This is a genomic window from Mycobacterium sp. URHB0021, assembly GCF_054057895.1.
This window is the reverse complement of sequence record NZ_JBSRZT010000002.1, coordinates 5,204,474-5,231,025: the sequence shown is the minus strand read 5'-3', so window position 1 is coordinate 5,231,025 and position 26,552 is coordinate 5,204,474. Positions and strand designations below refer to the sequence as shown.

Genomic DNA, 26,552 nt, shown 5'->3' with positions numbered 1-26,552 from the left:
TGATCGATATGGTCATCGACAGACAGACTGAGGATGTGGCGAGAGCGCTGCTGTTGTGCGTGGGAATGCTGCGTCGACGGCTCCGCCAGACACCGGTCGACGGCGAACTGAGCTTCCCGGAAACGGCGGCCCTGGGACGTCTCGATCGCGGTGGTCCCGCCGCCTCCGCCGATCTGGCCCGACTGGAGCAGATCAGCCCGCAGTCGATGGGGGCCACACTGAGTGCGCTTGAGGCGCGCGGCTTCGTCAAACGTCAGCCCGACCCCCACGATGGCAGGCGAATCCTCTTGTCGATCAGCGCCTCCGGCAGACGCGAGCTCAACAGGCGCCGCAATGCCCGCATCGAACAACTCGCCCGTGGGCTCGCGGACTTCACCGAATCCGAACTCGATCAACTGGCCGCCGCGGTCCCGTTGATCGAACGACTCGCATACCGCCTGTAGATGGCGACCCGACAGCAGGAAACCGAAACCCGCGACAACTACCGCTGGGTGGCGTTGACCAATACCACCGCGGCGGTCTTCATGTCGGCGCTCGATGGGTCGATCGTCATCATCTCGCTGCCCGCGATCTTCCGCGGCATCCACCTGGACCCGTTGGCACCGGCCAACATCACCTATCTGCTGTGGATGATCATGGGCTATCGGCTGGTTCAGTCGGTGCTGGTGGTCACCCTGGGCCGCATCGGCGACATGTTCGGCCGGGTGCGGGTCTACAACCTGGGCTTCACCGTGTTCACCGTCGCGTCCGTGCTGCTCTCGTTCGACCCCTTCGATGGTTCAGCGGCGGCACAGTGGCTGATCGGCTGGCGACTATTGCAGGCCGTGGGCGGATCGATGCTGATGGCCAACTCGGCGGCAATCCTCACCGACGCATTCCCGCCCGACCGGCGAGGGTTTGCGCTCGGCTTCAACCAGGTCGCGGCGCTTTCCGGGCAATTCGTCGGGCTGGTGGCCGGCGGCCTGCTGGCCGCGTGGGACTGGCGCGCGGTGTTCTGGGTCAACGTGCCCGTCGGCGTTTTCGGCACCGTCTGGGCCTACCGGCGGCTGCGTGACAACGGCGAGCGGCACCGGGGCCGTATCGACTGGTGGGGCAATATCACCTTCGCCGTCGGTCTGTCGGCCGTTCTCGTCGCGATCACCGCCGGGATACAACCGCGCGGTGCGCATCCCACCGGCTGGCACAGCCCGTTCGTTCTGAGCACGCTGCTGGTCGGCATCGTCGTGCTGATCGTCTTCGTGCTCATCGAGTCCCGGGTGGCCGAACCGATGATCCGCCTGAGCCTGTTCAAGATCCGCGCGTTCAGTGCGGGTAATGCCGGGGCGCTGGCGGCGGCCCTGGCGCAGGGCGGCCTGCAGTTCATGCTGATCATCTGGTTGCAGGGCATCTGGCTGCCGCTGCACGGCTACGACTATGCCGACACCCCGTTGTGGGCGGGCATTTTCATGTTGCCGTTGACCGCTGGATTTCTCATCGCCGGCCCGACCGCGGGCGCGTCGTCGGACCGGTTCGGTGCGCGTGGCATCGCGTCGGTCGGCATGCTGTTGTTCGGGCTCAGCTTCGTCGGGTTGATGCTTCTGCCGATCAACTTTCCCTATTGGGCGTTCGCATTGTTGATCGCGCTCAACGGGGTTGGCAATGGCATGTTCGCGGCGCCGAACACGTCGTCCATCATGGGCAGTGTCCTGCCCAGCGAGCGCGGGGTGGCGTCGGGTATGCGGGCGACGTTCCAGAACAGCGGCACCGCGTTGTCGATCGGGGTGTTCTTCTCGCTGATGGTCGTCGGCCTGGCGGCCAGCCTGCCCGGAGTGCTCACCGGTGGGCTGCAGGACCAGGGCGTGCCGCATGCGCTGGCCGCGCAGGTGGCGGGTCTGCCGCCGGTGTCGACGCTGTTCGCCGCCGTGCTGGGGGTCAATCCGCTGGAGCACCTGCTGGAACCGAGTGGCGTGCTGACACATCTGCCCTCGCAGAACCGCGATTTGATCACTGGTAGCGAGTTCTTTCCGAACCTGATCTCGGGCCCCTTCCATCACGGGCTGATGGTCGTGTTCGGGGTGTCAGTTGCCTTGGCGGCGTTGGCCGGAATTGCCTCACTGGCACGGGGGCGTGTCGGCGAGCGCGGAACCGACTGATCTCAAGATGGGGCGTAGAGGCTCTCGAACCGCTCGATCGACTTCTCGATGTCGCCCTTGACCGCCCGTGCGGCGGCGATGCCGATGGGTCCGAAGAGTGGTCGGCCGCCGAGGTCGATCCTGACCGTGAACGTACTGCCCGCGTCCGTCGGTGCGACGTTCATTGTCAGCTTGTACTTGGTGCCCCCGACGCCGTCACCGGTGATCTCGATCGACTTCGGCGGATCGTATTTCCGGATCGTCCATGTCACACGGTTGCGCATCCCCTTGGCGCCCGCCACACCGACGATGGTCGTGCCGACCGCGAGTTCGTCGGGCAGATCCGACCGCCACCCCTGGTGCATCGTCAACCAGTCGCCCAGCTCTGAGAGGTCGGAGACATGTGCCCACGCATCGTCGGGACGCAGGGACAACTTCCGGGATAACTCGACCTTGGCCATCGGCTAACCGACCACCCAGATCGCTTCTGCCGCAGGGCTTCCCAAATCGACCGTGGTGGCCGCGTCTACCGATCCCTCGGGACCCTCGACAGCCACCGAGATCATCCCGGCGAAGTCGCGGCGGGCCAGCACCCGCAGCCGCGAGTCGAGGCTGATACCGACGCTGTCGAAGTACCGCAACATCTCAGGGTCGGCGTCGGAGATACGGGCGACGGTTCCGGCGTCACCGTCCGCGCAGACCGAGAGCTGGCGCGCATCCGGAGTGGGTACCTGCCCGTTGGCAGCCGGTATCGGATCGCCGTGTGGGTCGCGGGTGGGGTGGCCCAGCTTGGCGTCGATCCGGTCGAGCATCCGGTCGGACACCGCGTGCTCGAGCACCTCGGCCTCGTCGTGCACCTCGTCCCAGCCGTAGCCCAGCTCGCGGACCAGGAAGGTTTCCATCAACCGGTGCCGGCGGACCATGGCCAGCGCGGCCTGCCGGCCCGCCTCGGTGAGCGTCACCGCGCCGTATTTCTCGTGATTGACCAGGCCCTGGTCGGCCAGCTTGCGGATGGACTCCGAGGCGGTGCTCGCCGACACGCCGATCCGCTCGGCCAGCATCTTGGTGCTGACCTTTTCCCGGGACCATTCCTGGGCGGTCCAGATGACTTTCAGATAGTCCTGGGCAACCGTCGTCAGGTCGCGAGGGTTACCGTCAGGGCTCACAGCAACAAAGTTTAGGCAGTCATCAACTGATCCGGGGATCTCGCGCCGCCGAGCCGATGCGCGCGTCGTAGGCTAGCGCTGTGCAGCGCTGGCGGGGACAGGACGAGATCCCGACGGACTGGGGCCGATGTGTGGTGACCATCGGCGTCTTCGACGGCGTCCATCGCGGTCATCAGGAACTGATCAGTCACGCGGTCAAGGCGGGGCGATCCCGGGGCGTGCCGACGGTGTTGATGACGTTCGATCCCCACCCGATGGAAGTGGTCTTCCCGGGCAGCCATCCCGCTCAGTTGACGACCCTGACCCGACGCGCCGAGCTGGTCGAGGAGATGGGCATCGACGTGTTCCTGGTGGTGCCGTTCACCACCGATTTCATGAAGCTCACCCCCGAGCGCTACATCCACGAGCTGCTCGTCGAGCGGCTGCACGTGGTGGAAGTCGTGGTGGGGGAGAACTTCACCTTCGGCAAGAAGGCCGCCGGCAACGTCGGATTGCTGCGCAAGGCCGGTGATCGGTTCGGGTTCGCGGTCGAAGGCATGTCGCTGGTCGCCGAACACCACAAGGACGAGAGTGTGACGTTCTCCTCGACCTACATCCGGTCCTGCGTGGACGCCGGCGACCTGGTCGCCGCCGCGGAGGCGCTGGGCCGGCCGCACCGGGTCGAGGGTGTGGTGGTGCGCGGTGACGGCCGGGGCAAGGTGATGGGGTTCCCGACAGCCAACGTCGCCCCGCCGATGTATGCGGCCATTCCCGCTGACGGCGTGTATGCCGCCTGGTTCACCGTCTTGGGCCACGGTCCGGTGATGGGCACGGTCATCCCCGGTGAGCGGTATCAGGCCGCGGTTTCCGTCGGCACCAACCCGACGTTCAGCGGCCGCACCCGCACTGTGGAGGCGTTCGTCCTCGACACCACCGCCGACCTGTACGGCCAGCACGTCGCGGTCGACTTCGTCGCCCGCATCCGCGGCCAGGAGAAATTCGACTCGGTGGACGATCTGGTGGCCGAGATGGGCGTCGACACCGAACGGGCTCGCACGATTCTTTCTGCACAGTGATGCACTGCTAGACTGCCTGCCGACCCGGCGTGTGCTGCAGTTCGCGGTGGCCGCGCTGTTCAGGGCCTGAGGGCTCCGATGTTCGCGGACCGATTGATGGAGTTGAATTCGTGGCGCTCACTGCCGAACAGAAAAAAGACATTCTGGGCCAGTACGGCCTGCATGACACCGACACGGGCTCGCCGGAGGCCCAGGTCGCGCTGCTGACCAAGCGGATCGCGGACCTGACCGAGCACCTGAAGGTGCACAAGCACGATCACCACTCGCGGCGGGGGCTGCTGCTGCTGGTCGGCCGGCGCCGCCGGCTGCTGAAGTACGTCGCTCAGGTCGACGTGGCGCGCTACCGTTCGCTGATCGAACGCCTGGGCCTGCGCCGCTGACACAATTCGTGGCCGCAGTGGAATTGTCTCGAGGTGCGAACACCTCCGAATACGTCCTTGGTAGCGACCAGGCTGAGATCGCCCGGCTGCAGACGCAGGCCTTGATGATCGCCGAACCGACAGCTCTTCTCCTTGAGCGCGGCGGCGTCCGTCCAGGCATGCGGGTTCTCGACCTGGGGTCGGGGCCCGGCGACGTCGCTTTCCAGGTGGCCCAGATGGTCGGGCCCGACGGATTCGTGATCGGCGTCGAGCGAGACCCCGCGCAGCTCGCCACCGCCCAGCAGCGCCTCGCCGAAACCGGTGTGCGCAATGTCGTCTTCCGCAATGGCGACGCACGCACCTTCACCGATGACGAGCCGTTCGACGCCATTGTCTGCCGGCTGTTGCTGATGCATCTGCCCGACGCTGTCGACGTGCTGGCCCACCACATCCGCAACCTGCGGCCGGGGGGAATGTTCGTCGCCGTCGACTACGACATGGGCGGGTCTCGCGCGCTTCCCGAGGTGGCGCTGTACTCGCGCATCCAGGAGTGGCTGCGGTCGGCGTTCGCGCATTCCCATGTCGATCCGTTTGTGGGGCAGCGCTTCCCCGTGATGTTCGCTCAGGCGGGTTTCGTGGATGTGAACGCGCTCGGCCTACAGGTGTACTGGCCCCCCAACAGCCGCCCCGCCGTCGCCTACCTGGTCGGTGTCGTGCGAGCGATGAAGGACGCGATAGTGAACTCCGGTGTCGCGACCGAGGAAGAGATCGGTCTGGACACGCTCGAACAGCGACTCGCCGACGAAATCCAGGCCGCGAATGCGGTGTGGACGACGCCGACGGTGGTCGGCGGCTGGGGCCGGCGAGCCGTATAGGCGTCTCCTGACGCGCGGTTGGGGGTCGCGTACCTGCTGCAATGTAAGATGAGTTCGTTCGCCAGCCGTTTGGAGCGAACAATGGGTGCGGTACTCGCAGATCCGCGAGCGCCGTTCCCGCGTGTCATGTCAGGACCCGCCTGATCGCGCGGTCTTCGGTAGTGGCAGCCGGGAGGGTATCCCGGCCGCTTCGATCGATGGCCGTAGCCGCATCAAGGCCAGTGTCTCTGCGGGGCTGTTTCGCATCCTGCGCGTGACGACGCGAAACAGCTGAACATGAATCCAGAGAGGCCATACGGACGTCCATGTCTGTAGTTGAAATTGAAGACGGTGTGTACGAATCCACCGCCGTGCTCGACAACGGGAGCTTTGGCTCCCGCACCATCCGATTCGAAACCGGCCGGCTCGCCCAGCAGGCCGCCGGCGCCGTCGTCGCCTACCTCGACGACGAAACCATGCTGCTGTCGGCCACGACCGCCAGCAAGAGCCCGAAGGACCACTTCGACTTCTTCCCGCTGACGATCGACGTCGAGGAGCGCATGTACGCCGCCGGGCGCATCCCCGGCTCGTTCTTCCGGCGAGAGGGCCGGCCGTCCACCGACGCCATCCTGACCTGCCGCCTGATCGACCGTCCGCTGCGCCCGACGTTCATCTCCGGCCTGCGCAACGAGGTCCAGGTCGTGGTCACGATCCTGAGTCTGAATCCCGACGACCTGTACGACGTGCTGGCCATCAACGCCGCGTCGGCGTCCACCCAGATCTCCGGCCTGCCGTTCAACGGTCCCGTCGGCGGTGTGCGTGTCGCGCTGATCGACGGCACCTGGGTGGCGTTCCCGACCGTCGAGCAGCTCAAGCGGGCGGTGTTCGACATGGTCGTCGCCGGCCGCAAGGTCGAGGCCGACGGAAAAGATGACGTCGCGATCATGATGGTGGAGGCCGAAGCCACCGAGAACGTCATCGAGCTGACGGCCGGCGGCGCACAGGCGCCGACCGAGACCGTTGTCGCCGAGGGCCTGGAGGCCGCCAAGCCGTTCATCGCCGCGCTGTGCAGCGCGCAGCAGGAGCTGGCGGATCGGGCCGCCAAGCCCACCGGCGAGTTCCCGGTCTTCCCCGAGTACGGCGAGGACGTCTATTACTCGGTGGCCTCGGTGGCCACCGACGAGCTGTCCAAGGCGCTGACCATCGCGGGCAAGACGGAACGCAATGACCGCACCGAGGAGATCAAGGTCGAGGTGCTCGAGCGGCTCGGTGAGCAATTCGCCGGACGCGAAAAGGAGATCGGCGCGGCATACCGTTCGCTGACCAAAAAGCTTGTGCGTCAGCGCATCCTGACCGACCACTTCCGTATCGACGGTCGCGGCATCACCGATATTCGCGCTCTCTCGGCCGAGGTTGCGGTGATTCCGCGGGCGCACGGCAGCGCGCTGTTCGAGCGGGGCGAGACCCAGATCATGGGCGTCACGACGCTGGACATGATCAAGATGGCCCAGCAGATCGACTCGCTGGGGCCCGAGACCAGCAAGCGCTACATGCACCACTACAACTTCCCGCCGTATTCGACCGGGGAGACCGGCCGCGTCGGCTCGCCCAAGCGTCGCGAGATCGGCCATGGCGCGCTCGCCGAGCGCGCGCTGGTACCGGTGCTGCCGAGCGTCGAGGAATTCCCCTACGCGATCCGGCAGGTGTCGGAAGCGTTGGGCTCCAACGGTTCGACATCGATGGGTTCGGTGTGCGCCTCGACGCTCGCGCTGCTGAATGCCGGTGTGCCGCTGAAGGCTCCGGTCGCGGGCATCGCGATGGGCCTGGTGTCCGACGATATCGAAGTCGAGGGTGGCGGCACCGAGCGGCGTTTCGTCGCGCTGACCGACATCCTCGGCGCCGAGGACGCCTTCGGTGATATGGACTTCAAGGTCGCCGGTACCAAGGAGTTCGTCACCGCGCTGCAGCTGGACACCAAGCTCGACGGCATCCCGTCGCAGGTGCTGGCGGGGGCGCTGTCGCAGGCCAAGGACGCGCGGCTGACCATCCTCGAAGTGATGGCCGAGGCGATCGACCAGCCCGACGAGATGAGCCCGTACGCGCCGCGGATCACCACGATCAAGGTGCCCGTGGACAAGATCGGCGAGGTCATCGGGCCCAAGGGCAAGATGATCAACTCGATCACCGAGGAGACCGGCGCGTCGATCTCCATCGAGGACGACGGCACTGTGTTCGTCGGCGCCAGCAATGGCGAAGCGGCGCAGGCCGCGATCGACAAGATCAACGCGATCGCCAACCCGCAATTGCCCAAGATCGGTGAGCGGTTCCTCGGAACGGTAGTCAAGACAACCGATTTCGGTGCCTTTGTGTCGTTGCTTCCGGGCCGTGACGGGCTTGTGCACATCTCCAAGCTCGGCCGGGGCAAGCGCATCGCGAAGGTCGAGGATGTCGTCAAGGTCGGCGACAAGCTGCGTGTGGAGATCGCCGACATCGACAACCGCGGCAAGATCTCGCTGATCCTCGTCGCCGAAGAAGACGGTGCAGAGGCACAAGAGAACGCGCCGGCGCCCGCCGATGCCGCAACCGCCAGCAGTTAGGGCCTTGCGTCGCGGGCAGCGCGACGACGAAAAATCCGCAGCCGTCCGGCGTACCACGTTGCCGGGCGGCCTGCGGGTGGTCACCGAGTACATCCCGTCGGTGCATTCGGCGTCCGTCGGCGTGTGGGTGGGTGTCGGGTCGCGCGACGAGGGTGCGAGCGTCGCGGGCGCGGCACACTTCCTGGAACACCTGCTGTTCAAGTCGACCCCGACCCGGACGGCCGTCGAGATCGCGCAGGCGGTCGACGCGGTCGGCGGGGAGTTGAACGCCTTCACCGCCAGGGAACACACCTGCTACTACGCGCACGTGCTCGACACCGATCTGGAACTGGCCATCGACCTGGTGGCCGATGTGGTGCTGCGGGGCCGCTGCGCCGCCGATGACGTCGAGATCGAACGCGACGTCGTGCTCGAGGAAATCGCGATGCGCGACGACGATCCGGAGGACACGCTGGGCGACGTCTTCTTGTCGGCGATGTTCGGCGGCCACCCGGTCGGCCGGCCGGTGATCGGCAGCGTCGACTCCATCTCGGCGATGACCCGCGCGCAGCTGCACTCGTTTCACCTCCGTCGGTACACGCCGGAGCGGATGGTCGTCGCGGTCGCCGGAAACATTGAGCACGACGACGTCGTCAGACTGGTGCGGGAGTACTTCGGGCCGCGTCTGGTGCATGGCCGGGACCCGGTGCCGCCGCGCAAGGGCACCGGTAAGGTGCCGGGCCGGCCGACGCTCGAACTCGTCAGCCGCGACGGCGAGCAGACCCATCTGTCGATGGGCGTGCGCACCCCGGGCAGGCACTGGGATCATCGGTGGGCCCTGTCCGTGCTCAACAATGCGCTCGGTGGTGGGCTGAGTTCGCGTCTGTTTCAACAGATTCGGGAAACGCGAGGATTGGCGTACTCGGTCTATTCGACGGTGGACACCTTCTCCGACAGCGGCGCCCTGTCGATTTACGCGGGATGCCTGCCGGAACGGTTCGACGAAGTGGTCCGGGTGACGATCGACGTGCTCGAAACGGTCGCCCGCGACGGCATCACCGAATCCGAATGCCGGATCGCCAAGGGATCGATGCGCGGTGGACTGGTGCTGGGGCTCGAGGATTCCGGGTCACGGATGAACCGCATTGGCCGCAACGAGCTGAATTTCGGCGAGCATCGCAGCATTGCCGCGACCCTGGCGAAGATCGACGAGGTCACGCTCGACGAGGTGAACGGGGTCGCGCGGCAGCTGTTGTCGCGTCCCTTCGGCGCCGCGATCCTGGGCCCGCAGCGATCCAAAAGGTCATTGCCCCAGCGGCTTCGGAGCATCGCCGGCTGATCGGTAACCTAGGCGCGATGACTTCGGTATCCCGACGACATGTACTGTTCGGCGGCCTGGCGCTCGCAACGGCGGCCGCATGTTCCAGCAAGACGGTTCTCGCGGACCCGGTCCAGCCGCTGCCGCCGATCGAAGATCGAATCGGCGCGCTGGAACGCCGTCACAACGCAGTAGTCGGCATTTATGGCCAGAACCTCGACTCGGGTAAGACCGTGTCTCATCGAGCCCAGGACTTGTTCGCGATGTGCTCGACCTTCAAGGCCTACGCCTCGGCCCGAGTGCTGCAGATGGCCGAACACGGTGAGCTCTCGCTGGACCAGAAGGTGTTCGTCGAGCCGGGCGCCGTGGTGGCCAATTCACCGGTCACGGGCCCGCGCGCAGGCGGCGACATGACGCTTGCGGAACTGTGCCAGGCGGCTCTGCAGGTAAGCGACAACACCGCGGGCAACCTACTGCTCAAGACGATCGGGGGCCCGCCGTCCATCACGGCGTTCGCGCGCAGCATCGGCGATGACCGGTCGCGGCTCGACCGATGGGAGACCGAGCTGAACTCCGCCGTGCCCGGCGACCCGCGCGACACCAGCACGCCGGAGGCGCTCGGGACGGGTTATCGCAGTCTGCTCGCCGGAAACGCGCTAGGACCGTCACAGCGAAGTCAGCTCGAGGGGTGGATGCGGGGAAATCAGACCTCGAGCGTGCGGGCCGCGCTCCCGCCCGGGTGGACGACCGCCGACAAAACCGGGAGCGGGGACTATGGAAGCACCAATGACGTCGGAATCGCCTACGGACCCGCAGGCCAGCGGCTTCTGCTCGCCATCATGACGAAATCGCAGGTCAACAACCCGAAGGTGGAGAACCTGCGCCCGCTGATCGGCGAGCTCGTCACTCTGGTTCTGCCCTCGCTCTGAGAGTGGGTGCCAGTTAGAGGGAAACACCCGATTCCTCGGCGGCCCTTCTTGTCATACGTTCGCCCTGCACAGTAGCCATGCTGGAATACCAGGCGGGCACCCGAGACGGACGGAAAGACATGCGGGGACAGCAAACGAGCGCAGTTCTCACCGGAATCGGCATGCGCGCCATCGCCGACGACACGGCGCCCCGAGCCGTTCTGCATGGCTTCGACCGGACCAGCGCGGCGCCTGGGGGGACGCGCGCACCGATCATGATGCAGTCGGTGGCAGTGGTCGACGGTCACGACGCCACCCATGCGGCGATCGAGTCCTGGTGCTCCCGAACGAATCCGCAGATCCGCTTCGCGGGTAGTTATTTCTCTGCCGAGCAGTTTCTCGAGGCTCATCCCTCGTCGGCTCTGCCCGGGGTCGGTGCTGTAATCCTGGAGCTCGAACAGGCGCATCATCGCGTCGATTTCACCGTCCTCGACCGACTCGTGCAGCGTCGGCACGAGGTGATCGTGTACTCGCATGCCTCGAGCGAAGAGGTGATTCTCACGTCGTTGGATCGAGGCGCGCGCACCTACGTGGCCAAATCGGAGCGCAAGGATCACCTGTTGGCAGCGATCCGCGCGGCCGGCACCGACACCCCGTACGTCGGGCCGCGGATGGCGAGGGCGATGCACAACTACGGTACGGTCGGCCGGCCGAACCTCGCGCCGCGCGAACGGGAAGTGCTGATCGCCTGGGTCCGCACCGAAAGCAAAGACCTGGTCGCGCAGCAACTGGACATTGCACCGACAACCGTCCGCACGCATCTGCAACGGGTTCGCGCCAAATATGCCGCGGTGGGGCGTCCTGCCACGACGAAGGCCTCGTTGGTGGCCAGGGCGATTCAGGACGGCATCATCAACGTCGACGACATTTAGGCGTCGGATGCGGCCTCGCGGCCGCTGACATCTACGGACAACGGGTCACCGCCGTCGACGGGTTGGTTCACGGAGACGCCACCGCCCGATAATGGACAGAGCAGGCGACGAACGTTCGTTCAGGCGTCGTCGCGGCTGGGAAAGCGATGGCCCTGCCGACCGGCAACCCCTCGAAGCCGGACGGCGCGCCATCGGTTCATATGCGTAGTGAACTACGCAAGATTGCGGGACGGACGATTACCGCAGAATCGTGTCCAGCAAATGGCTGTCAGGACGAGAAAAATCCGACGCGCCGCTTCTGATGAGGCGGCGCGCCGGGGGAGGGGAGACGGAAGGGGTCAGCCGAGCAGCATCGCCGGATCGGTGAACGGCAGGCCGAGGTCGGAGGCCACCGGTTCGGACAGCAGGGCACCTTCGTGTGTCGAGAGGCCCTTGGCCAGCGCGGCATCGGCTGCGCAAGCGGCCTGCCAACCCTTGTCGGCCAGCTTCACCACGTATGGCATGGTCGCGTTGGTGAGGGCGAAGGTCGACGTCCGCGGCACCGCGCCCGGCATATTGGCCACGCAGTAGAAGACGGTGTCGTGAATGGCGAACGTCGGGTCGTCGTGGGTGGTCGGCCGTGAGTCCTCGAAGCAGCCACCCTGGTCGATCGCGATGTCGACGAGTACGGCACCCGACTTCATATGCGCCACAGTCGAATTGGTGACCAGCTTGGGGGCCTTGGCGCCCGGGACCAGCACTGCGCCGATGACCAGGTCGGCCTTCTTCACGGCTTCCTCGAGTTCGAGCATCGAGGAGTAACGGGTCTCGATGCCACCGTGGAACTCGCCGTCGATCTTGCGCAGGGTGTTCACGTTGAGGTCGAACACCGTGACGTGCGCGCCCATGCCCTTGGCCACCCGCGCGGCGTTGTAGCCGGCCACGCCGCCGCCGATGACCACGACCTCGGCCGGTGCGACGCCGGGGACACCGCCCATCAGCACGCCGCGGCCGCCGTGGCTGCGCATCAGGTGATAGGCGCCAACCTGGGCGGACAGGCGGCCGGCGACCTCACTCATGGGAGCGAGCAGTGGAAGGGCGCCGTCGGCGGTCTGGACGGTTTCGTAGGCGATGGATGTGGTGCCGGAAGCCATCAGCGCATCGGTGCAGGGCTTAGATGCCGCGAGGTGCAGATAGGTGAAGACGGTCTGGCCCTTGCGCATCCGGCCGTACTCGGCCTCGATCGGCTCCTTGACCTTCAGGAGGAGCTCGGCCTCGGCCCAGACCTCGTCGGCGGTGTTGACCATCTGCGCGCCGACGGCCTTGTAATCGCGATCGGAGATCGCTGAACCTTCGCCGGCTCCGGCCTCGATCAGGACCTCATGGCCGCGGCGGGTGAGTTCGGCGACGCCGGCCGGCGTGATGGCCACTCGGTATTCGTGGTTCTTGATCTCGGTCGGGATTCCGACGCGCATGATCGCTCCTCTGAGTCGAATTGGACTACATAGATTGTGAAGAACATACGGCGAAAAGGCAATGATTATGATGATCATTCGTTACAATCCCCGAATGCCAGAAGAATCATCGATAAGGACAACGCCTCCGGGCGGTCGACCGAATGATGTTCATGCCGTTGACCTCGATGACGTCGACCGGCGCATTCTCACCGCCCTGCACGCCGACGCGCGGATGTCCAACAGCGCGCTGGCCGAGCTGGTCGGCATCGCCGCTTCGACGTGTCACGGCCGGGTCCGGCGGCTCGTCGACCTCGGAGTGATCCGCGGCTTCTACGCGGACATCGACCCGACAGCAATCGGATTGACCCTTCAGGCGATGATCTCGGTGAGCCTGCACTCCAATGCCCGCGGCAAGATTCGCAACTTCATCGGACAGATCCGGCGCAAGCCCCAGGTGATGGATGTCTACTTTCTGGCCGGTGCCGACGATTTCCTCCTACACGTCGCCGCGCGGGACACCGACGATCTGCGATCGTTCGTGGTGGAGAACCTCAATGCCGACGCCGACGTGGCGGGCACCCAGACCTCACTGATCTTCGAACACCTGCGCGGCGCATCTCCTCTCTAGGGGCCGTCGTGCGGTGTAACCCGCGCGCATACCTCTGATTGGGCTACCACGGCCCATCTGACGGGCCGGCTGTAACGAATGACGTGCAGCTGCACACGACAGCCAAGCCCATAACCCTTGTCTTCGAGAGGAAGAACAATGAAGTCCTTCGCAATAACTGTCGCCGCCGCGGCGGCCGGCGTTGCAGCGCTGGGACTTGCCGGCGCCGCCAACGCGGTTCCGTCAGGACCCACGACCGCATCTCAGACCGTCAGCGAGCTACAGTCTGACGGCTACCACGTCATCGTCAACAAGGTCGGCACCGCTGCGCTGGACCAGTGCGTGGTCAACTCGGTGCGCCCAGGTCAGACGTTCTCCCGGATGGACTCCGGTGCACCCGGCGCCGGACAGGACATCGTCACCACGGTCACAGCGATGACGGTGTACGTCGACGTGACATGTTGACGGTCACGCTGTGAACGTCTTTGCGCATCCGTGTCTTCGATCCGCCCGGCTTGATCAGCCGGCCGAGATCACGGCTGTTTGCCTCGGGTGGCTTCGGTGACGCGTCGCTGCGCTTCCCCGGCGGAGATCCGCAAGCGCCGGGACAGAATTTCCGCCCAGGACCCGGCACCGAACTGTGCAGGCGCCGATTCGGCGATGACCGTGGCGAGCAACCGTCGGTGGGTGCCGGCCAACAGCTGGTCCAGTTCGTCCATTCGCTTCAGAAGGGCCCGCCGCTCCGCAGGGGTCAGCGCCTGCCAAGGGAGCCGGGCCACGGTGTTTTGTGCATCCGCCGCGGCATCGAGGGCCGCGATCCATTCAGCTTTGTTCGAAATCATGTTCGAATGCTATGCCGGCACCCCGACAAGCTCAGCGCGTCGGGCGGCGGTCGCGATCGGGCTAGGGTGGCCCCATGCGAGTCGGAGTTCTGGGTGCCAAGGGCAAGGTCGGCGCGACCATGGTGCAGGCGGTTGAGGCGGCAGAGGACCTCACCTTCACCGAGGGGATCGACGCGGGCGATGCGCTCAGCCTGCTGGTCGACGGTCAGACGGACGTCGTCATCGACTTCACCCATCCCGATGTGGTCATGGACAATCTGAAGTTCCTCATCGACAACGGCATCCACGCCGTGGTGGGCACCACCGGCTTCACCGACGAGCGGCTGAGCCAGGTGAAGACGTGGCTGGTCCGCAAGCCCGACGTCGCCGTCCTGATCGCCCCGAACTTCGCCATCGGCGCCGTGCTGTCAATGCATTTCGCGAGGCAGGCCGCGCCGTACTTCGAGTCCGTCGAAGTCATCGAATTGCACCATCCCCACAAGGCCGACGCGCCGTCGGGAACCGCGGCACGCACCGCCCGGCTGATCGCCGAGGCGCGAAAAGACCTGCCGCCGAACCCCGATGCCACCAGCACCGGCCTCGAGGGCGCCCGCGGCGCCGACGTCGACGGGATTCCGGTCCATTCCATCCGCTTGACGGGACTCGTCGCGCATCAGGAGGTGCTGTTCGGCACGCACGGCGAGACGCTCACGATCCGGCACGACAGTCTGGATCGCACCTCATTCGTGCCCGGCGTGCTGCTCGCGGTGCGGCGGGTGGCGGAGCGCCCTGGCCTCACCGTGGGCATCGAGCCCTTACTCGACTTGGCATGAGCGAAGGCGCACGCGCACTGCGCATCCAGCTGGTCATCGGCTTCATGTGCGTGGCACTCGTCGTCTACTTCTGGATGCTCGGACGAATCGCGATGGCGTTCATCACGTCCGGCCGGCCCGCCGCGATCGCGCTGGGATTGGCCCTGCTGATCATGCCGCTGATCGGTATCTGGGTGATGGTCAGCACGGTGCGGGCGGGGCTCGCACATCAACGACTGGCCCGCATCGCCCGCGAGGAGGGGATGGAACTCGACGTCAGCTCACTGCCGCGGATGCCGTCCGGACGAATCCAGCGCGACGCCGCCGACGCGCTGTTCGCGACCGTGCGCGGTGAACTCGACGACGATCCCGACAACTGGCGGCGCTGGTACCGCCTGGCGCGGGCGTATGACTATGCCGGGGACCGGAGCCGCGCCCGGGAGGCGATGAAGAAGGCGGTCGAGATGCAGGAACGAGCGTGACCAAGATTCTGCTGGTCGTCCATCACACGCCGTCGCCGGGCACCCGCGAGCTGCTGGAGGCAGTTCTTGCGGGCACCAGAGATTCCGGCATCGAGGGCGTCGACATCGAGGTCCGGCCGGCCCTGGCGGCGACTATCCCCGACATGCTCGAGGCGGACGGCTATCTGTTCGGCACCACGGCGAACTTCGGCTACATGTCCGGTGCACTGAAACACTTCTTCGACACCGTCTACTACCCGAGCCTCGACCATGTGGCCGGTCGTCCGTACGGACTGTGGGTCCATGGCAATAACGACACGGTCGGTGCCGTCAACGCGGTAGAAAAGCTTGCGACCGGGCTTGAGCTCACCAAGGCGGCGGACGTGCTCGAAGTCGTCGGCACGATCGACGCCGGCGTCCGCGAACGGGCGTACGAGCTCGGCGGCACGCTCGCCGCAGTGCTGATGGACTGACGAAGGAGACAGCGGATGCCTGGATTTGCCGAACTCGCCCTGGGAGCAGCACCGATCGCCGGTGGCGCGCTGTTGGGCGCGGCGGCGGGAACCTTCAAGGGGCCCGACGTTCGCGCCTTGATCATCAAGGACATGGACCTGTTGGACCGGCTTCCCGACGACCAGCCCGAACTGAAGGCCCGGCTGAAGGCCAGCATCGACGAGCGCATCAACGACCTTGTCCTGGCCACCGAAAAGGGCAGGGAGATCCGCCAGCTGGCGGCCTCCTATCAGGGTAATTGGCGCGACATCGTCGTGTTCATCTGCGTCATCCTGTTCACGATCATCTGGTGGAATGTCAGCCACAGCCGGTCCAACTGGCTGATCATGTTCATCGTCCTGATCGTCTTGTCGATCCTCGCGGGCGTGTACGCGGCCCGCGGCATCTTCCGGGGGCTCGCGAGCTTCATGCACTCCCGGGGAAAGCGGCCGGCGCCGGAATCTCAGTAGTGGTACGTGTCCGACGGCGCCGGGATGTGGGCCGGATCGTCGACGTCGTCGAACTCCGATTCATGGATGCCGTAGGCGCGGGCCAGATCGAGAATCTTGGTGGCGCGGGCGATCCGAGGCAGGTCTGATCCGTTACGGATCTCACCACCATCGCGTTCGTACTCGACGAAAAACTCCTTGGCCCAGCTGATTTCCTCGACTGACGGCGAGAGACCCTCGTTGACGGTCGGGCACTGATCGGGGGTGAGACAGATCTTGCCGGTCATCCCGAATTCCGCGGACACCGCCGTCGCCTCGCTGAGCTTCAGCGCGCTTGAGCCGACCGTCGGGCCGTCGATCGCGCTAGGCAGATGCGCTGCCTTCGCGGCGATCGTGAACCGCGAGCGCGCATAGGCCAGCGTGGCCGGATTTTCGCCGAAACCGGTGTCGCGGCGGAAGTCACCGATGCCGAAGGCCAGCCGGAAGGTGCCCTTCGCCGCGGCGATCGCCGTGATCCGCTCCAGGCCGCGGGCTGTCTCCACCAAGGCCACGATCGGGACGTCCGGCAGCCGTTTCGCGGTCTCGGTGATGTGGTCGACCGATTCGACCATTGCCAGCATCAGCCCACCGACGCCGGTGCCGGCCAGTGTCTCGAGGTCATCGGCCCACCAGCGGGTTCCGAAGCCGTTGACGCGGACCCAATCGCGGTTGCCCGCGGCCAGCCAGCGCACCACGTTCTCGCGCGCGGCGGCCTTGTCCTTGGGCGCGACGGCGTCTTCGATATCGAGGACCACGATGTCGGCGCGGGAGTGAACTGCGGGCGCGAATCGCTCGTAGTGCGAGCCGTTGACGAGCAGCCAACTCCTGGCCAGCACCGGGTCGATCCGGGATCCGGCGTCGCTGGGATCCGGCTCGCCGGAGATCTTCTGGTCGTACACGCGTTCATGGTCGCCTACCCGCCCGGACAGGCGCGACGCGGGGTGCGGCGTCAGGCGAGGTTGGTCTCGAACAGGTCCTGCAACGCGATCCAGTGCCGTTCGGCGGCTTCCTCGTCGTAGGGCGGGTTGTCGGGCACCGCGAACCCGTGGGCGGCCGGGTAGAACTCGACCGTGTGGGTGACGTCGGCCGCGGTCAGCGCCTTGTCCAGGGTCTCGGCATGCTCCGCGGTGAAGCCGCCGTCGTTTTCGGCGCCTGCGACATACACCGTCGCCTTGATCCGGTCGGCGAGCAGGTGCGGACTGCTCTGGTCCTCGGTGACCAGTCCACCACCGTGGAACGATCCGGCGGCGGCCACCCGGTCGGGCACTCGGCCGGCCACCGTGACCGACGTACGGCCACCCATGCAATACCCGCAGACGCCGAACGCGTCGCCCTTGACCTCGGGCCTGGCGGCCAGGAAGTCGAAGAACGCCCCGGCGTCGGCGGCCATCATGTCCGGGGTGATGCTGCCGATCATGCCCATCAGTCGCTTGCGCTCGTCGGGGTCGCTGAACGCGGTCTGCATGTCGAACGGCTGCCACTCCCCGTGGCGGTAGTAGACATCCGGCAACAGCACCGCGTGTCCGAAGCCGGCCAACCTGGCGGCCATCTCCTGGAACGTGTCGCGCACCCCGCCGGCGTCGACGTACATCACGACCGCCGACCATGGGCCCGGACCGTTGGGGGTGTGCAGTGTCACGGGGCAGGTGCCGTCGGGTGTGGTGACGGTGGCGGAGATGCTCGGCATGCCTTCGTTCTACTCCACGTCCCTCGACGTAAGCTGACCGAGTGTCGATCGCCACGCCATACGAGGATTTGCTGCGTCTGGTGCTCGAGCGGGGCACGCCGAAATCGGACCGCACCGGAACCGGCACCCGCAGCGTGTTCGGTCATCAGATGCGCTACGACCTGACCGCCGGTTTCCCGCTGATCACCACCAAGAAGGTGCACACCAAATCGATCGTCTACGAGCTGCTGTGGTTCCTGCGGGGCGACTCCAACGTCGGCTGGCTGCAAGAGCACGGCGTCACCATCTGGGACGAATGGGCCAGCGACACAGGCGATTTGGGTCCCGTTTACGGCGTTCAGTGGCGGTCCTGGCCGACGCCGTCCGGCGAGCACATCGACCAGATCGCCGCCGCCGTCGAGTTGCTCGAGAGCGACCCGGACTCCCGGCGCAACATCGTGTCGGCATGGAACGTGGGCCAGATCCCGCAGATGGCGCTGCCGCCCTGCCACGCGTTCTTCCAGTTCTACGTCGCCGACGGCAAGCTGTCGTGCCAGCTCTACCAGCGCAGCGCCGACCTGTTCCTCGGTGTGCCGTTCAACATCGCCAGCTATGCGCTGCTCACGCACATGATTGCCGCGCAGACCCGACTGGACGTGGGGGAGTTCATCTGGACCGGCGGTGACTGCCACATCTATGACAATCACGTCGCCCAGGTCACCGAGCAGTTGAGCCGCGATCCTCGGCCGTATCCGGAACTCGTGCTGGCGCCCCGAGATTCGATCTTCGACTACACCTACGATGACATCGCGATCCTCAACTACGACCCGCACCCGGCGATCAAGGCCCCCGTCGCGGTATGAGGTCTGCTCGCAGGACCGAATCGACGATGATGACGGCCTGCTTGCAGGGCCGGAACGGACAGCGATGACGACGGTCGGAGTGATCTGGGCTCAGTCGACCTCTGGTGTCATCGGCCGCGACGGCGGGATCCCGTGGCGGGTGCCCGAGGACCAGGCCAGGTTCAAGGAGCTCACGATGTCCCGTACGGTCGTCATGGGCCGGCTGACCTGGGAATCGCTGCCGTCGAAGGTGCGCCCCCTGCCGGGACGGAAAAATGTCGTACTCACCCGGCAAGCTGGCTACATGGCCGACGGCGCACATGTGGTCTCGACTCTCCAAGAAGCCTTGACTGACGACCTCACCTGGGTGATCGGTGGTGCGCAGCTCTATTCGCTGGCGCTGCCTCTCGCGACGCGATGCGAGGTCACCGAGGTCGAGGTCGACCTGCCGCGCGACGACGGTGATGCGGTGGCTCCCGTGCTGGACGAATCGTGGGTGGTTGACGCGGGGCATTGGCTCACCAGCAGCTCCGGCCTGCGTTACCGGTTCTTCAGCTACGTTCGGCCGTGACAACGCTGACGGCCGATGCGGCCCGCCGGGTCGGGGTAGCCGCTCAGGGCTTCTACGAGGCCAGGCCGGGGGGCGCCGTCACCCGCGCGCATCTGCGTCGGATCATCTCGCGAATCCAAGTGCTGCAACTGGATTCGGTGTCGGTCGCGGTACGCGCACATTACGCGCCGCTGTTCAGCCGGCTGGGTCCGTACGATCGTGACATCCTCGACCGGTCGGCGTGGAGCCACTCGGCCCGCTCGCCGCGGCTTCTGGTGGAGTACTGGGCGCACGAGGCGGCGCTGATGGCGGTGGACGACTGGCCGCTCCTGCGGTGGCGGATGCGGGAGTACACCCACGGGCGCTGGGGCACCCAGATCGTCAAGAAGAACCCGAAGCTGGCCGATGACATCATCGCCGCCGTCACCGAACTCGGGCCCTCGACCGCCGGCCAGATAGAGGCGCATCTGGGCGCCGTACAACGTGGCAGGAAAGGTCCGTGGTGGGACCGCAGCGACACCAAGTGGGTGACCGAGGCGTTGTTCGCCGCCGGGGTGCTGACGACGGCCACCCGCGTCGGGTTCGCCCGTCACTACGACCTCACGGAAAGGGTGCTACCACCTGAGGTGGTCGCCCGCGAAGTCGACGATGACGAGGCGGTGCGGGAACTCACGCTGCGGGCCGCCACCGCGCTGGGGGTGGCGACCGAGGCCGACATCCGTGACTACTTCCGGCTCGGGGCGAAGATGGTCAAGCCCGCGATCGCCGAGCTGGTCGATGCGGGCGAGATCGAGCGCGTCGAGGTCGAGAACTGGGGTGCGCCGGCATATCTGCGGTCGGGGCAGATCGTTCCGCGGCGTGATCGCGGCACCGCACTGCTGTGTCCGTTCGATCCGCTCATCTTCTTCCGGCCCCGGGTGGAACGGCTGTTTGATTTTCACTACCGCATCGAGATCTATACCCCCGCCCCGAAGCGGCAGTACGGCTACTACGTGTGGCCGTTTCTGCTCGACGGCCGGCTGGTCGGCCGGGTCGACCTGAAAGCCGAACGCACCCGGGACGCCTTGAACGTCGTGGGTGCGTTCGCCGAGTCCGGCCAGGAGCCGTCCCGGGTGGCCGAAGCGCTGGCCACCGAGCTGCAGACGATGGCGTCCTGGCTGGGTCTCGGTGAGGTTACGGTCGGGAAGCGGGGAGTTCTGACGAGTGCTCTGGCGCGGGCCCTGCGGTGACACCGCGCACCCTGTTGACGACGTACACCACGACGCCCATGCCCAGCCAGACGATGCCGCCGATCTTGGCCAGCGAGTCGGCGTTGAACAACACGTAGGCGATGATCACGAACCCCAGCGCGGGCACCACCAGGTGCAGCAGGTAGTTCTTCGACTTCTTGCGACCCACGTAGTACCAGATGACCGAGATGTGCAGCAGGCAGAATCCGAACAGCGCGCCGAAGTTGACCAGCGACGTGATCAGCCCGATCTGGCCGACGAAGAACAGCACGAGCACCAGGCTGATCGCACTGACCGCCAGGATCGCCGCCATCGGCACCTGCCGCGAACTGATCCTCGACAGGAAGCTCGGCAGCTGGCGGTCCCGGCTCATCGAGAACAGCAGCCGGCTGGTCGCGGCCTGGGCGGCCATGGCGTTGGCAAATCCGACGGCCAGCACGTTGACCACGAAGAAGGCGTTCATCCAGCCGGTGGTCGACGCCGCCCGGACCAGATCGAAGAACGCGTTGCCGGCTTCGTCGTCGCTGAAGGATTCGCGGCCGCCGGCCAGCAGACTGGCCAGCCACGTCTGCGTGACGAACAGGAACGCCACGATGAAGAGCGCGCCGATCATGGCCTTGCCGGCAGGGTTGCGCTTACCCGTGGATTCCTCTGCCAGAGTGGAGATTCCGTCGAAGCCAAGGAAGCTCAGCACGGCGATCGACAGCGCGGACGCGATCAGCGGCGCACTGACGAGCTCTGGGTTCCAGATTGGCGAGGTGCTCCAGCCGACATCGGGCAGGCTCTGACCGCTGATGGCGCGGACCGCGATGACCACGAAGATCACCACGAAGACCAGTTCGATGGCCAGGAACACGCGGTTGGCCATCTTGAGCGAGTCGACACCGAGCAGGTTGATGACCGTGTTGACGACGACGAACACAACGGCCCACATCCACCGCGGCGTACCCGGGAACAGGCCGATCATCGATTCGGCGGCGAACACATACAGCAGCGTCGGCACCAGCAGGTAGTCCAGCAGGATGGCCCAGCCGGCGAAGAAACCGGCGCCGGGATGGATTCCGCGGCCGACATAGGAGAACACCGATCCGGCCAGGGGAAACGACTTGGCCATCTGCGCGTAGGCCACCGCGGTGAACACCATGGCCACCAGGCCGATGACGTAGACCAGCGGGACCATGCCCGATGCGCTGTTGTAGACCGTGCCGAAGATCGCCCACGGTGCGATCGGCACCATGAAGACCAGCCCATAGACCAGCAGGTCGACGGTGGCAACGGAGCGGTGCAGTTCCTGTTTGTAGCCGAAGGATTCCAGCGTGCGCTGTCCGTCGGCACGGGTTTGTGAGGCTGAGACGTCCATAGAAGATCCTGTAGTCCTGTCGGTCGAGGGGGTCAGAGGCCGGCGGTGTCGTGACCGGCGAGGAATTCGGCGACGACGGCGCGGAATTCCTCGGGCTTCTCCAGGTGGGTGCAGTGACTGCTGTCGGGAAAAACGTGGCTGCGGGCGTCGGGGATGTTTTCCACGTACGGTCGCCAGGTCGCCGGGGTGGCCTCGTCGTATTCGCCTGCGATCACCAGGGTGGGAACGGCGATTGACGGCAGCCTATCGATGATGCTCCAGTCGCGCAGCGTGCCGAGGACGTGAAACTCGTTGGGCCCGTTCATCGTGTGGTAGACCGTCGGCTCGGACTCCATCTGTTTCTCGCTGTCGACGAAGTCCTGGGGCATCGGTACCACCCGGCACACGTGACGTCGGTAGAACTCATGCGTCGCGGCCAGGTATTCCGGATCGGTGAGGGAACCGTCCGCTTCGTGCCGCTGCAACGCGTCCCGGGTCTCAGGTGGCAGCTGCGCGCGCAGTTCGGCAGCGCCCTCAACCCACAGCTGCATCGAGGCGGGGGAGTTGCAGATCGACAGTGTCCTCAGGCCCGGCGGTTGCAGCACCGCGATCTCGGCGCCCAACATCCCGCCCCAGGACTGCCCCAGCAAGTGGTAATTCTCGACGCCGAGCGCCGTTCGCACGGCGTGAAACTCCTCGACGAACAGCTCCGGCGTCCAGAAGTCGACGGGTGCGTCGGGTAGGTGAGTGCTTGCCCCACAACCGACTTGGTCGTAGTGGATGACGGTGCGGCCCGTCTCGTCGGCGATCTCGGCGATGTTCGCGACGTAGTGGTGGGCCATCCCCGGTCCGCCGTGCAGGACGAAAAGCGGCAGCGCCCCGGGTCGCGGATTGTCGTGTGCGGTGATATGCACCCAGGTTTCATAGCCGCGGAAGGGCACCATGCGCGTCTCGCGATTCACGTCGAACAGCATGGACCAGTAAAGGTCTTGTGGCAAGACCATTGAGTACGATCGATGTCGAGGTGACGAAGGAGGGCGCGGCTCAATGGCTCACGATGGCGGACCGGCCGGGCCGGGGCTGCTTGCCCAGCAAATCGAAACGACTTCGCGCGTCGACGAGATCACCGACCGGTTGATCACCGCGATCGCGATCGGAGAATATCTGCCCGGTGCGCGGCTGCCGGTCGAGCGTGAGTTGTCGGCGTCCCTGGGGGCGGGCCGGATGACGGTGCGGGCCGCGCTGGCTCGCCTCGTCGACCGCGGCCTGCTCGAAACCCGCCGCGGCCGCGGTGGAGGTTCCTACGTGCTGGATCAGTGGCCCGAGTCGTCGACAGAGGTGGTGGGACGCACACTGAGCAAGCGCCTCGGCGAGCTGCGAGATCGCTGCGACGCGGTGTGCCGGTTGCAGGGTGCGGTGTGCCGGGCCGCGACGGAGGCGCGGTCGGACGCGGACCTCGAGCGAATCCGGCGCACACTCGAGGCGTACCGCGGGGCGGACACCGGACTGGCGGCGCAGCAGGCGGACAGCCGATTCCACCTGGCGATCATGGACGCCGCCCACAACGATGTTCTCAAGGCGGTCCTGTTGGATCTCCAAACGACCATCAGCATCGGCTCGCCCGCGCACCTGTGGGGCGAGCCGTCGCGGATGCGAGAGATGGAGAAGCGGGCCTTGGATGAGCACCAGGCGCTGCTGACGGCGATAGCCGACCGCCGCGGTGACGACGCCGACGCGCTGGCGCGCACGCACGGCGCGATCGACTTCGAGCACATCACCGCGGCAATGCGCCGCGCCGGCGCCCTCGCCGACTGACGCACTACCGTCAGTTCAGGGGAATGTCGTTGTCGCCCTTCGATTCCTGATACTGCCGCGACAGCGCCGCATAGACATCGCGGATGCGTTGATTCTGCTCGTGTAGCTGGGCGCGTTGCGGCTCGGGCTCGGCTTCGATCAGGGTTGCTACCGACCGGGCGGTCCAGAAGGCGTTGCTGTGCCGGTAGTTCCCGTTCTCCACCCCGAACACCTCTTTGAGGATTCGCAGGTCGTGCGGGATGCCGAAGGCGTCCCGGGAATCCTCGTAGGTGTAGAAGTAATAGAAATTGTCGAAGCCGGCCCAGGTGATCGCAGACAGGCAGAGCGGGCAGGGTTCGTGGGTGGACAGGAATAACAGGTCGCGGGTCGGCGGTCGCCCGGGCAACTCGTAGAACTGGTTCAGGGTGCTGACCTCGCCGTGCAGAAGTGGATTGTCGGTCTCGCTGTTGGTGCCTGCGATCACCAAGGACAGGTCCGACTTGCGCAGGAGTGCGGCACCGAAAACCTTGTTCCCCGCACTGACGCCGCGCTCGGTCATCGGCAGGATGTCCCGTTCCATGACCTCGAGCAGGCGAGGAGCGAGCGTTGTTGCTGCCATGGCGCTCACCCTAACGCGACAGACCGGCCTGCAACGCCGCAAACGCCGCGTCGACGAGCGCGACGTAATCTTCGTCGACGCCATCGGCCCAGGCCATGACGGCCGGGGCCATCGCTCCGAGCGCGGCGGAGGCCTGCGCCGTTGCGGCGAAGTCGGGTTCGGATAAGCCCGCGCGGCGGGCCAGGGCCCTGGCCAGCATGTCGCGGGTGTCCTCCTGGGCGATGAGATTTCGGGCCCGCAGCACCGGATTGCGCAGGATGAGTCGGACGCGGGCCAGCAGGGCGTCGCGGTCGGTGGCGATGATCTGCTCGAGTCCGGCCCGGAGCGCCGCGTGGATGGCGGCGAGCGGCGGTTCGTCGGCGGGGCGCGCCACGATGAGCTCCTCGATGAGCGGATCGTAGTCGTCGTACTCGACGACGTCCTCCTTACGGGGGAAGTATCGGAAGAAGGTCATGTGCGAAACGCCCGCCGCGGCCGCGATCTCCTCGACAGTCGTTGCGTCATAGCTTTTCTCGGTGAACAGGCGGAGCGCGTGCTGCTGGATCGCGTGCTTCGTCGCCGCTTTCTTGCGCGCACGCCAGTCGTCGGTCATCTACTGAGCACTCCGGACGGCTGGCCGAGTGTGGCGTCAAGCCATGTGCGCAGCGCTGACGCTTCGGTACCGCGCCATGCCAGGTGGCCGTCGGGTCGGACCAGCAGGGCGGCACCGTTCCCGCGAAGGGAGACCACCTCACCGAGTCGGGCTTTGGCGGCATCGGTCAGCCAATCACCTCCGATGAGCGCCCACCCGGGGCCCAGCGATTCATACAACCGAACGGTGGTCCCGTCGCTGCGCATGCACGTCCGGTCGGCCACACGATCGCCCGCACGCAGCCCCGGCCGCCGCCGCCATCGCGGTATGCCCAGCGGTCCGCCTCGGTATGAAACCTGAAGCTGTGACGCCCTTTCGGCAATCATGCGCTGCACCCATGCGCGGTTCATCAGGGGGACCGCCAGGTGGTCGCGAAGCAGGCGGGCCGCCCGGCTCTGGCCGACGGCGACTTCGGTGACCCCGCTCGTGGTCTCCAACACGCTTTCGGCGACGGGGCGGCGTTCGGTCTGGTAGCTGTCGAGCAGTCGCTCATCGGCGTGACCGGCAATGACCAAAGCCAGTTTCCACGCGAGGTTCTCGGCGTCGCCGATCCCGGTGTTCATACCCTGACCGCCGAGTGGACTGTGGATGTGTGCGGCGTCCCCGGCCAAGAAGGTCCGCCCCCGTCGATAGGTATCAGCGAGGCGGCGCTGAATACGAAACGACGAAGTCCACTCGACCGACCGAATCGTGCCGTTCGCCTCAGCGGCCAGGCGCAGCGCGAGGTAGTCGACGATCTCCTGCCGGCCGGGGTCGTCACCGGCTTCGGGCGGGGCCGGGGCCATCACCCGCCAGAGGTCGTGGCCGGGCAGTGGGAACGCCGCCAGTGCGGTGTCACCCCGCAGCCACGAGACCGCACCGGTTCGCGGGCGGTCGATGTCGGCGTGGACATCGGCGAGCAGGAACCGTTCAACCAGGGGCACACCCGGGAATCCGACACCCATCGACTTGCGGATCACACTGTGGGCGCCATCGGCGCCGACGACCCAGCCGGCATCGACCTCGGAGCCGTCCTCGAATCGCAGAGTCACCTTGTCGGCGCCGAACATGAGGCCGCTGACGGGTCGGCCCCACTCGACGGCGCCGCCGAGCGCCGTCAGCCGGTCGCGCAGCGCCTCCTCGATGTCGGCCTGCGAAATGAGCAGAGCGCGGGGGCCGCCGAGCCGCGTCGGTGCTCCGAGCTCCATCGTCGCCAGCCGTCGGCCCTCGACGTTGATCACGACGCTCAGCACAGGAAGGCCCCGCTCAGGCAGATCGGCGAGCGCGCCCAGTCGGTCGAGCACCTCCACGCCCCGCGGCTGCAGACCCAGGGCGCGCGACGTCACCGCCGGTCCCGGCGCCTTGTCGACCACTCGCACGGCGATACCGGCGGCCCGCAGACCACAGGCCAGGGCCAATCCCGTCGGGCCCGCTCCGACCACCACGACGTCTGCCTGCACAAGAGCCTCCTACGTTAGTCAACTAACATATTAGTTGACTAACGCAA

At 66.3% G+C, this 26,552-nt stretch carries 30 protein-coding genes; 19 read left to right on the top strand and 11 right to left on the bottom strand.

What is annotated here, in order from left to right; genetic code table 11:
* The first annotated feature begins 8 nt into the window (after nt 1-8).
* Entirely contained in the window at nt 9-443 is a 435-nt protein-coding gene (locus ACVWWN_RS28160; protein ID WP_457146798.1) for a MarR family winged helix-turn-helix transcriptional regulator, read from the top strand.
* Nucleotides 444-2,132 carry an MFS transporter gene (locus tag ACVWWN_RS28155; protein ID WP_457146797.1) on the top strand — a complete coding sequence of 563 codons (1,689 nt, stop codon included), beginning with the start codon at nt 444-446 and terminating at the stop codon, nt 2,130-2,132.
* A gap of 2 nt (nt 2,133-2,134) precedes the next feature.
* Here ACVWWN_RS28155 and ACVWWN_RS28150 read toward each other — a convergent pair whose 3' ends face one another.
* Both ACVWWN_RS28150 and mntR read right to left on the bottom strand, forming a co-directional pair.
* On the bottom strand, nt 2,135-2,572 hold the full coding sequence (locus ACVWWN_RS28150) for a type II toxin-antitoxin system Rv0910 family toxin (RefSeq protein ID WP_457146796.1): 438 nt from the start codon (nt 2,570-2,572) through the stop codon (nt 2,135-2,137).
* Nucleotides 2,573-2,575: 3 nt separating this feature from the next.
* Nucleotides 2,576-3,277, bottom strand: a complete 702-nt coding sequence (gene mntR / locus ACVWWN_RS28145; RefSeq protein ID WP_457146795.1) for a manganese-binding transcriptional regulator MntR — start codon at nt 3,275-3,277, stop codon at nt 2,576-2,578.
* Nucleotides 3,278-3,357: 80 nt separating this feature from the next.
* Here mntR and ACVWWN_RS28140 point away from each other — a divergent pair, with 80 nt between their 5' ends.
* The 7 genes from ACVWWN_RS28140 to ACVWWN_RS28110 all read left to right on the top strand — a co-directional run bounded on the left by ACVWWN_RS28140 (nt 3,358) and on the right by ACVWWN_RS28110 (nt 11,279).
* A complete protein-coding gene (locus tag ACVWWN_RS28140) occupies nt 3,358-4,332 on the top strand; it encodes a bifunctional riboflavin kinase/FAD synthetase (RefSeq protein WP_457146794.1) in 975 nt (324 codons plus the stop codon).
* Between the two features lie 110 nt (nt 4,333-4,442).
* Nucleotides 4,443-4,712: a 30S ribosomal protein S15 gene (gene rpsO / locus ACVWWN_RS28135; RefSeq protein ID WP_457146793.1), complete on the top strand. Its 270-nt coding sequence runs from the start codon at nt 4,443-4,445 to the stop codon at nt 4,710-4,712.
* A 17-nt stretch (nt 4,713-4,729) separates the two neighbouring features.
* On the top strand, nt 4,730-5,566 hold the full coding sequence (locus ACVWWN_RS28130; protein ID WP_457146792.1) for a methyltransferase domain-containing protein: 837 nt from the start codon (nt 4,730-4,732) through the stop codon (nt 5,564-5,566).
* Between the two features lie 305 nt (nt 5,567-5,871).
* Complete coding sequence (locus ACVWWN_RS28125; protein WP_457146791.1) at nt 5,872-8,142, top strand: polyribonucleotide nucleotidyltransferase; 2,271 nt, start codon at nt 5,872-5,874, stop codon at nt 8,140-8,142.
* Nucleotides 8,120-9,460, top strand: coding sequence for a M16 family metallopeptidase (locus ACVWWN_RS28120; protein ID WP_457146790.1), 1,341 nt, complete (start codon nt 8,120-8,122; stop codon nt 9,458-9,460). The genes ACVWWN_RS28125 and ACVWWN_RS28120 overlap by 23 nt, the downstream gene beginning before the upstream one ends.
* Nucleotides 9,461-9,477: 17 nt before the next feature.
* Nucleotides 9,478-10,368, top strand: a complete 891-nt coding sequence (gene bla / locus ACVWWN_RS28115; RefSeq protein WP_457146789.1) for a class A beta-lactamase — start codon at nt 9,478-9,480, stop codon at nt 10,366-10,368.
* Nucleotides 10,369-10,445: 77 nt separating this feature from the next.
* Entirely contained in the window at nt 10,446-11,279 is an 834-nt protein-coding gene (locus tag ACVWWN_RS28110; RefSeq protein ID WP_457146788.1) for a LuxR C-terminal-related transcriptional regulator, read from the top strand.
* 338 nt (nt 11,280-11,617) lie between these two features.
* On the opposite strand, the gene ald is transcribed toward ACVWWN_RS28110, so the two are convergent.
* On the bottom strand, nt 11,618-12,733 hold the full coding sequence (ald, locus tag ACVWWN_RS28105; protein ID WP_457146787.1) for an alanine dehydrogenase: 1,116 nt from the start codon (nt 12,731-12,733) through the stop codon (nt 11,618-11,620).
* A 94-nt stretch (nt 12,734-12,827) separates the two neighbouring features.
* On the opposite strand from ald, the gene aldR reads away from it, so the two are divergent.
* Entirely contained in the window at nt 12,828-13,343 is a 516-nt protein-coding gene (aldR, locus tag ACVWWN_RS28100; protein WP_457146786.1) for an HTH-type transcriptional regulator AldR, read from the top strand.
* Nucleotides 13,344-13,481: 138 nt separating this feature from the next.
* Nucleotides 13,482-13,787 carry a hypothetical protein gene (locus ACVWWN_RS28095; RefSeq protein ID WP_457146785.1) on the top strand — a complete coding sequence of 102 codons (306 nt, stop codon included), beginning with the start codon at nt 13,482-13,484 and terminating at the stop codon, nt 13,785-13,787.
* 68 nt (nt 13,788-13,855) lie between these two features.
* Here ACVWWN_RS28095 and ACVWWN_RS28090 read toward each other — a convergent pair whose 3' ends face one another.
* The gene (locus ACVWWN_RS28090; protein WP_457146784.1) at nt 13,856-14,164 is read right to left on the bottom strand and encodes a hypothetical protein; all 309 of its coding nucleotides are present in this window, start codon (nt 14,162-14,164) and stop codon (nt 13,856-13,858) included.
* A gap of 74 nt (nt 14,165-14,238) precedes the next feature.
* Here ACVWWN_RS28090 and dapB point away from each other — a divergent pair, with 74 nt between their 5' ends.
* The 4 genes from dapB to ACVWWN_RS28070 are packed head-to-tail and all read left to right on the top strand — an operon-like array spanning nt 14,239 to nt 16,378.
* Nucleotides 14,239-14,976 (top strand): 4-hydroxy-tetrahydrodipicolinate reductase, encoded by a 738-nt coding sequence (gene dapB / locus ACVWWN_RS28085; RefSeq protein ID WP_457146783.1) that lies wholly within the window; start codon nt 14,239-14,241, stop codon nt 14,974-14,976.
* A complete protein-coding gene (locus ACVWWN_RS28080; RefSeq protein WP_457146782.1) occupies nt 14,973-15,437 on the top strand; it encodes a hypothetical protein in 465 nt (154 codons plus the stop codon). The genes dapB and ACVWWN_RS28080 overlap by 4 nt, the downstream gene beginning before the upstream one ends.
* Complete coding sequence (locus tag ACVWWN_RS28075) at nt 15,434-15,889, top strand: flavodoxin family protein (protein WP_457146781.1); 456 nt, start codon at nt 15,434-15,436, stop codon at nt 15,887-15,889. Before ACVWWN_RS28080 ends, ACVWWN_RS28075 begins: the two co-directional genes overlap by 4 nt.
* 15 nt (nt 15,890-15,904) lie before the next feature.
* A complete protein-coding gene (locus tag ACVWWN_RS28070; RefSeq protein WP_457146780.1) occupies nt 15,905-16,378 on the top strand; it encodes a hypothetical protein in 474 nt (157 codons plus the stop codon).
* Here the strand turns inward: ACVWWN_RS28070 and ACVWWN_RS28065 are convergent.
* A complete protein-coding gene (locus ACVWWN_RS28065) occupies nt 16,372-17,295 on the bottom strand; it encodes an HpcH/HpaI aldolase/citrate lyase family protein (protein WP_457146779.1) in 924 nt (307 codons plus the stop codon). The two genes, ACVWWN_RS28070 and ACVWWN_RS28065, sit on opposite strands and share 7 nt — an antisense overlap.
* A gap of 50 nt (nt 17,296-17,345) precedes the next feature.
* On the bottom strand, nt 17,346-18,083 hold the full coding sequence (locus ACVWWN_RS28060) for a dienelactone hydrolase family protein (RefSeq protein ID WP_457146778.1): 738 nt from the start codon (nt 18,081-18,083) through the stop codon (nt 17,346-17,348).
* Nucleotides 18,084-18,124: 41 nt separating this feature from the next.
* Here ACVWWN_RS28060 and ACVWWN_RS28055 point away from each other — a divergent pair, with 41 nt between their 5' ends.
* From ACVWWN_RS28055 to ACVWWN_RS28045, 3 genes are all read left to right on the top strand, one after another.
* Nucleotides 18,125-18,925 (top strand): thymidylate synthase, encoded by an 801-nt coding sequence (locus tag ACVWWN_RS28055; RefSeq protein WP_457146777.1) that lies wholly within the window; start codon nt 18,125-18,127, stop codon nt 18,923-18,925.
* 64 nt (nt 18,926-18,989) lie between these two features.
* Nucleotides 18,990-19,475, top strand: a complete 486-nt coding sequence (locus ACVWWN_RS28050; RefSeq protein ID WP_457146776.1) for a dihydrofolate reductase — start codon at nt 18,990-18,992, stop codon at nt 19,473-19,475.
* Nucleotides 19,472-20,683: a winged helix-turn-helix domain-containing protein gene (locus ACVWWN_RS28045; RefSeq protein ID WP_457146775.1), complete on the top strand. Its 1,212-nt coding sequence runs from the start codon at nt 19,472-19,474 to the stop codon at nt 20,681-20,683. Before ACVWWN_RS28050 ends, ACVWWN_RS28045 begins: the two co-directional genes overlap by 4 nt.
* Here the strand turns inward: ACVWWN_RS28045 and ACVWWN_RS28040 are convergent.
* Nucleotides 20,628-22,043 carry an APC family permease gene (locus tag ACVWWN_RS28040; protein WP_457146774.1) on the bottom strand — a complete coding sequence of 472 codons (1,416 nt, stop codon included), beginning with the start codon at nt 22,041-22,043 and terminating at the stop codon, nt 20,628-20,630. The two genes, ACVWWN_RS28045 and ACVWWN_RS28040, sit on opposite strands and share 56 nt — an antisense overlap.
* 32 nt (nt 22,044-22,075) lie before the next feature.
* On the bottom strand, nt 22,076-23,020 hold the full coding sequence (locus ACVWWN_RS28035) for a proline iminopeptidase-family hydrolase (protein ID WP_457146773.1): 945 nt from the start codon (nt 23,018-23,020) through the stop codon (nt 22,076-22,078).
* A gap of 49 nt (nt 23,021-23,069) precedes the next feature.
* On the opposite strand from ACVWWN_RS28035, the gene ACVWWN_RS28030 reads away from it, so the two are divergent.
* Nucleotides 23,070-23,837: a FadR/GntR family transcriptional regulator gene (locus tag ACVWWN_RS28030; RefSeq protein WP_457146772.1), complete on the top strand. Its 768-nt coding sequence runs from the start codon at nt 23,070-23,072 to the stop codon at nt 23,835-23,837.
* Between the two features lie 10 nt (nt 23,838-23,847).
* On the opposite strand, the gene ACVWWN_RS28025 is transcribed toward ACVWWN_RS28030, so the two are convergent.
* From ACVWWN_RS28025 to ACVWWN_RS28015, 3 genes are read right to left on the bottom strand one after another with little or no spacing between them, the layout of a single operon-like run.
* Entirely contained in the window at nt 23,848-24,435 is a 588-nt protein-coding gene (locus ACVWWN_RS28025) for a nucleoside deaminase (protein WP_457146771.1), read from the bottom strand.
* 10 nt (nt 24,436-24,445) lie between these two features.
* Complete coding sequence (locus tag ACVWWN_RS28020; RefSeq protein ID WP_457146770.1) at nt 24,446-25,027, bottom strand: acyl-CoA-like ligand-binding transcription factor; 582 nt, start codon at nt 25,025-25,027, stop codon at nt 24,446-24,448.
* Nucleotides 25,024-26,505: an FAD-dependent monooxygenase gene (locus tag ACVWWN_RS28015; protein WP_457146769.1), complete on the bottom strand. Its 1,482-nt coding sequence runs from the start codon at nt 26,503-26,505 to the stop codon at nt 25,024-25,026. Before ACVWWN_RS28015 ends, ACVWWN_RS28020 begins: the two co-directional genes overlap by 4 nt.
* Nucleotides 26,506-26,552: the final 47 nt, after the last annotated feature.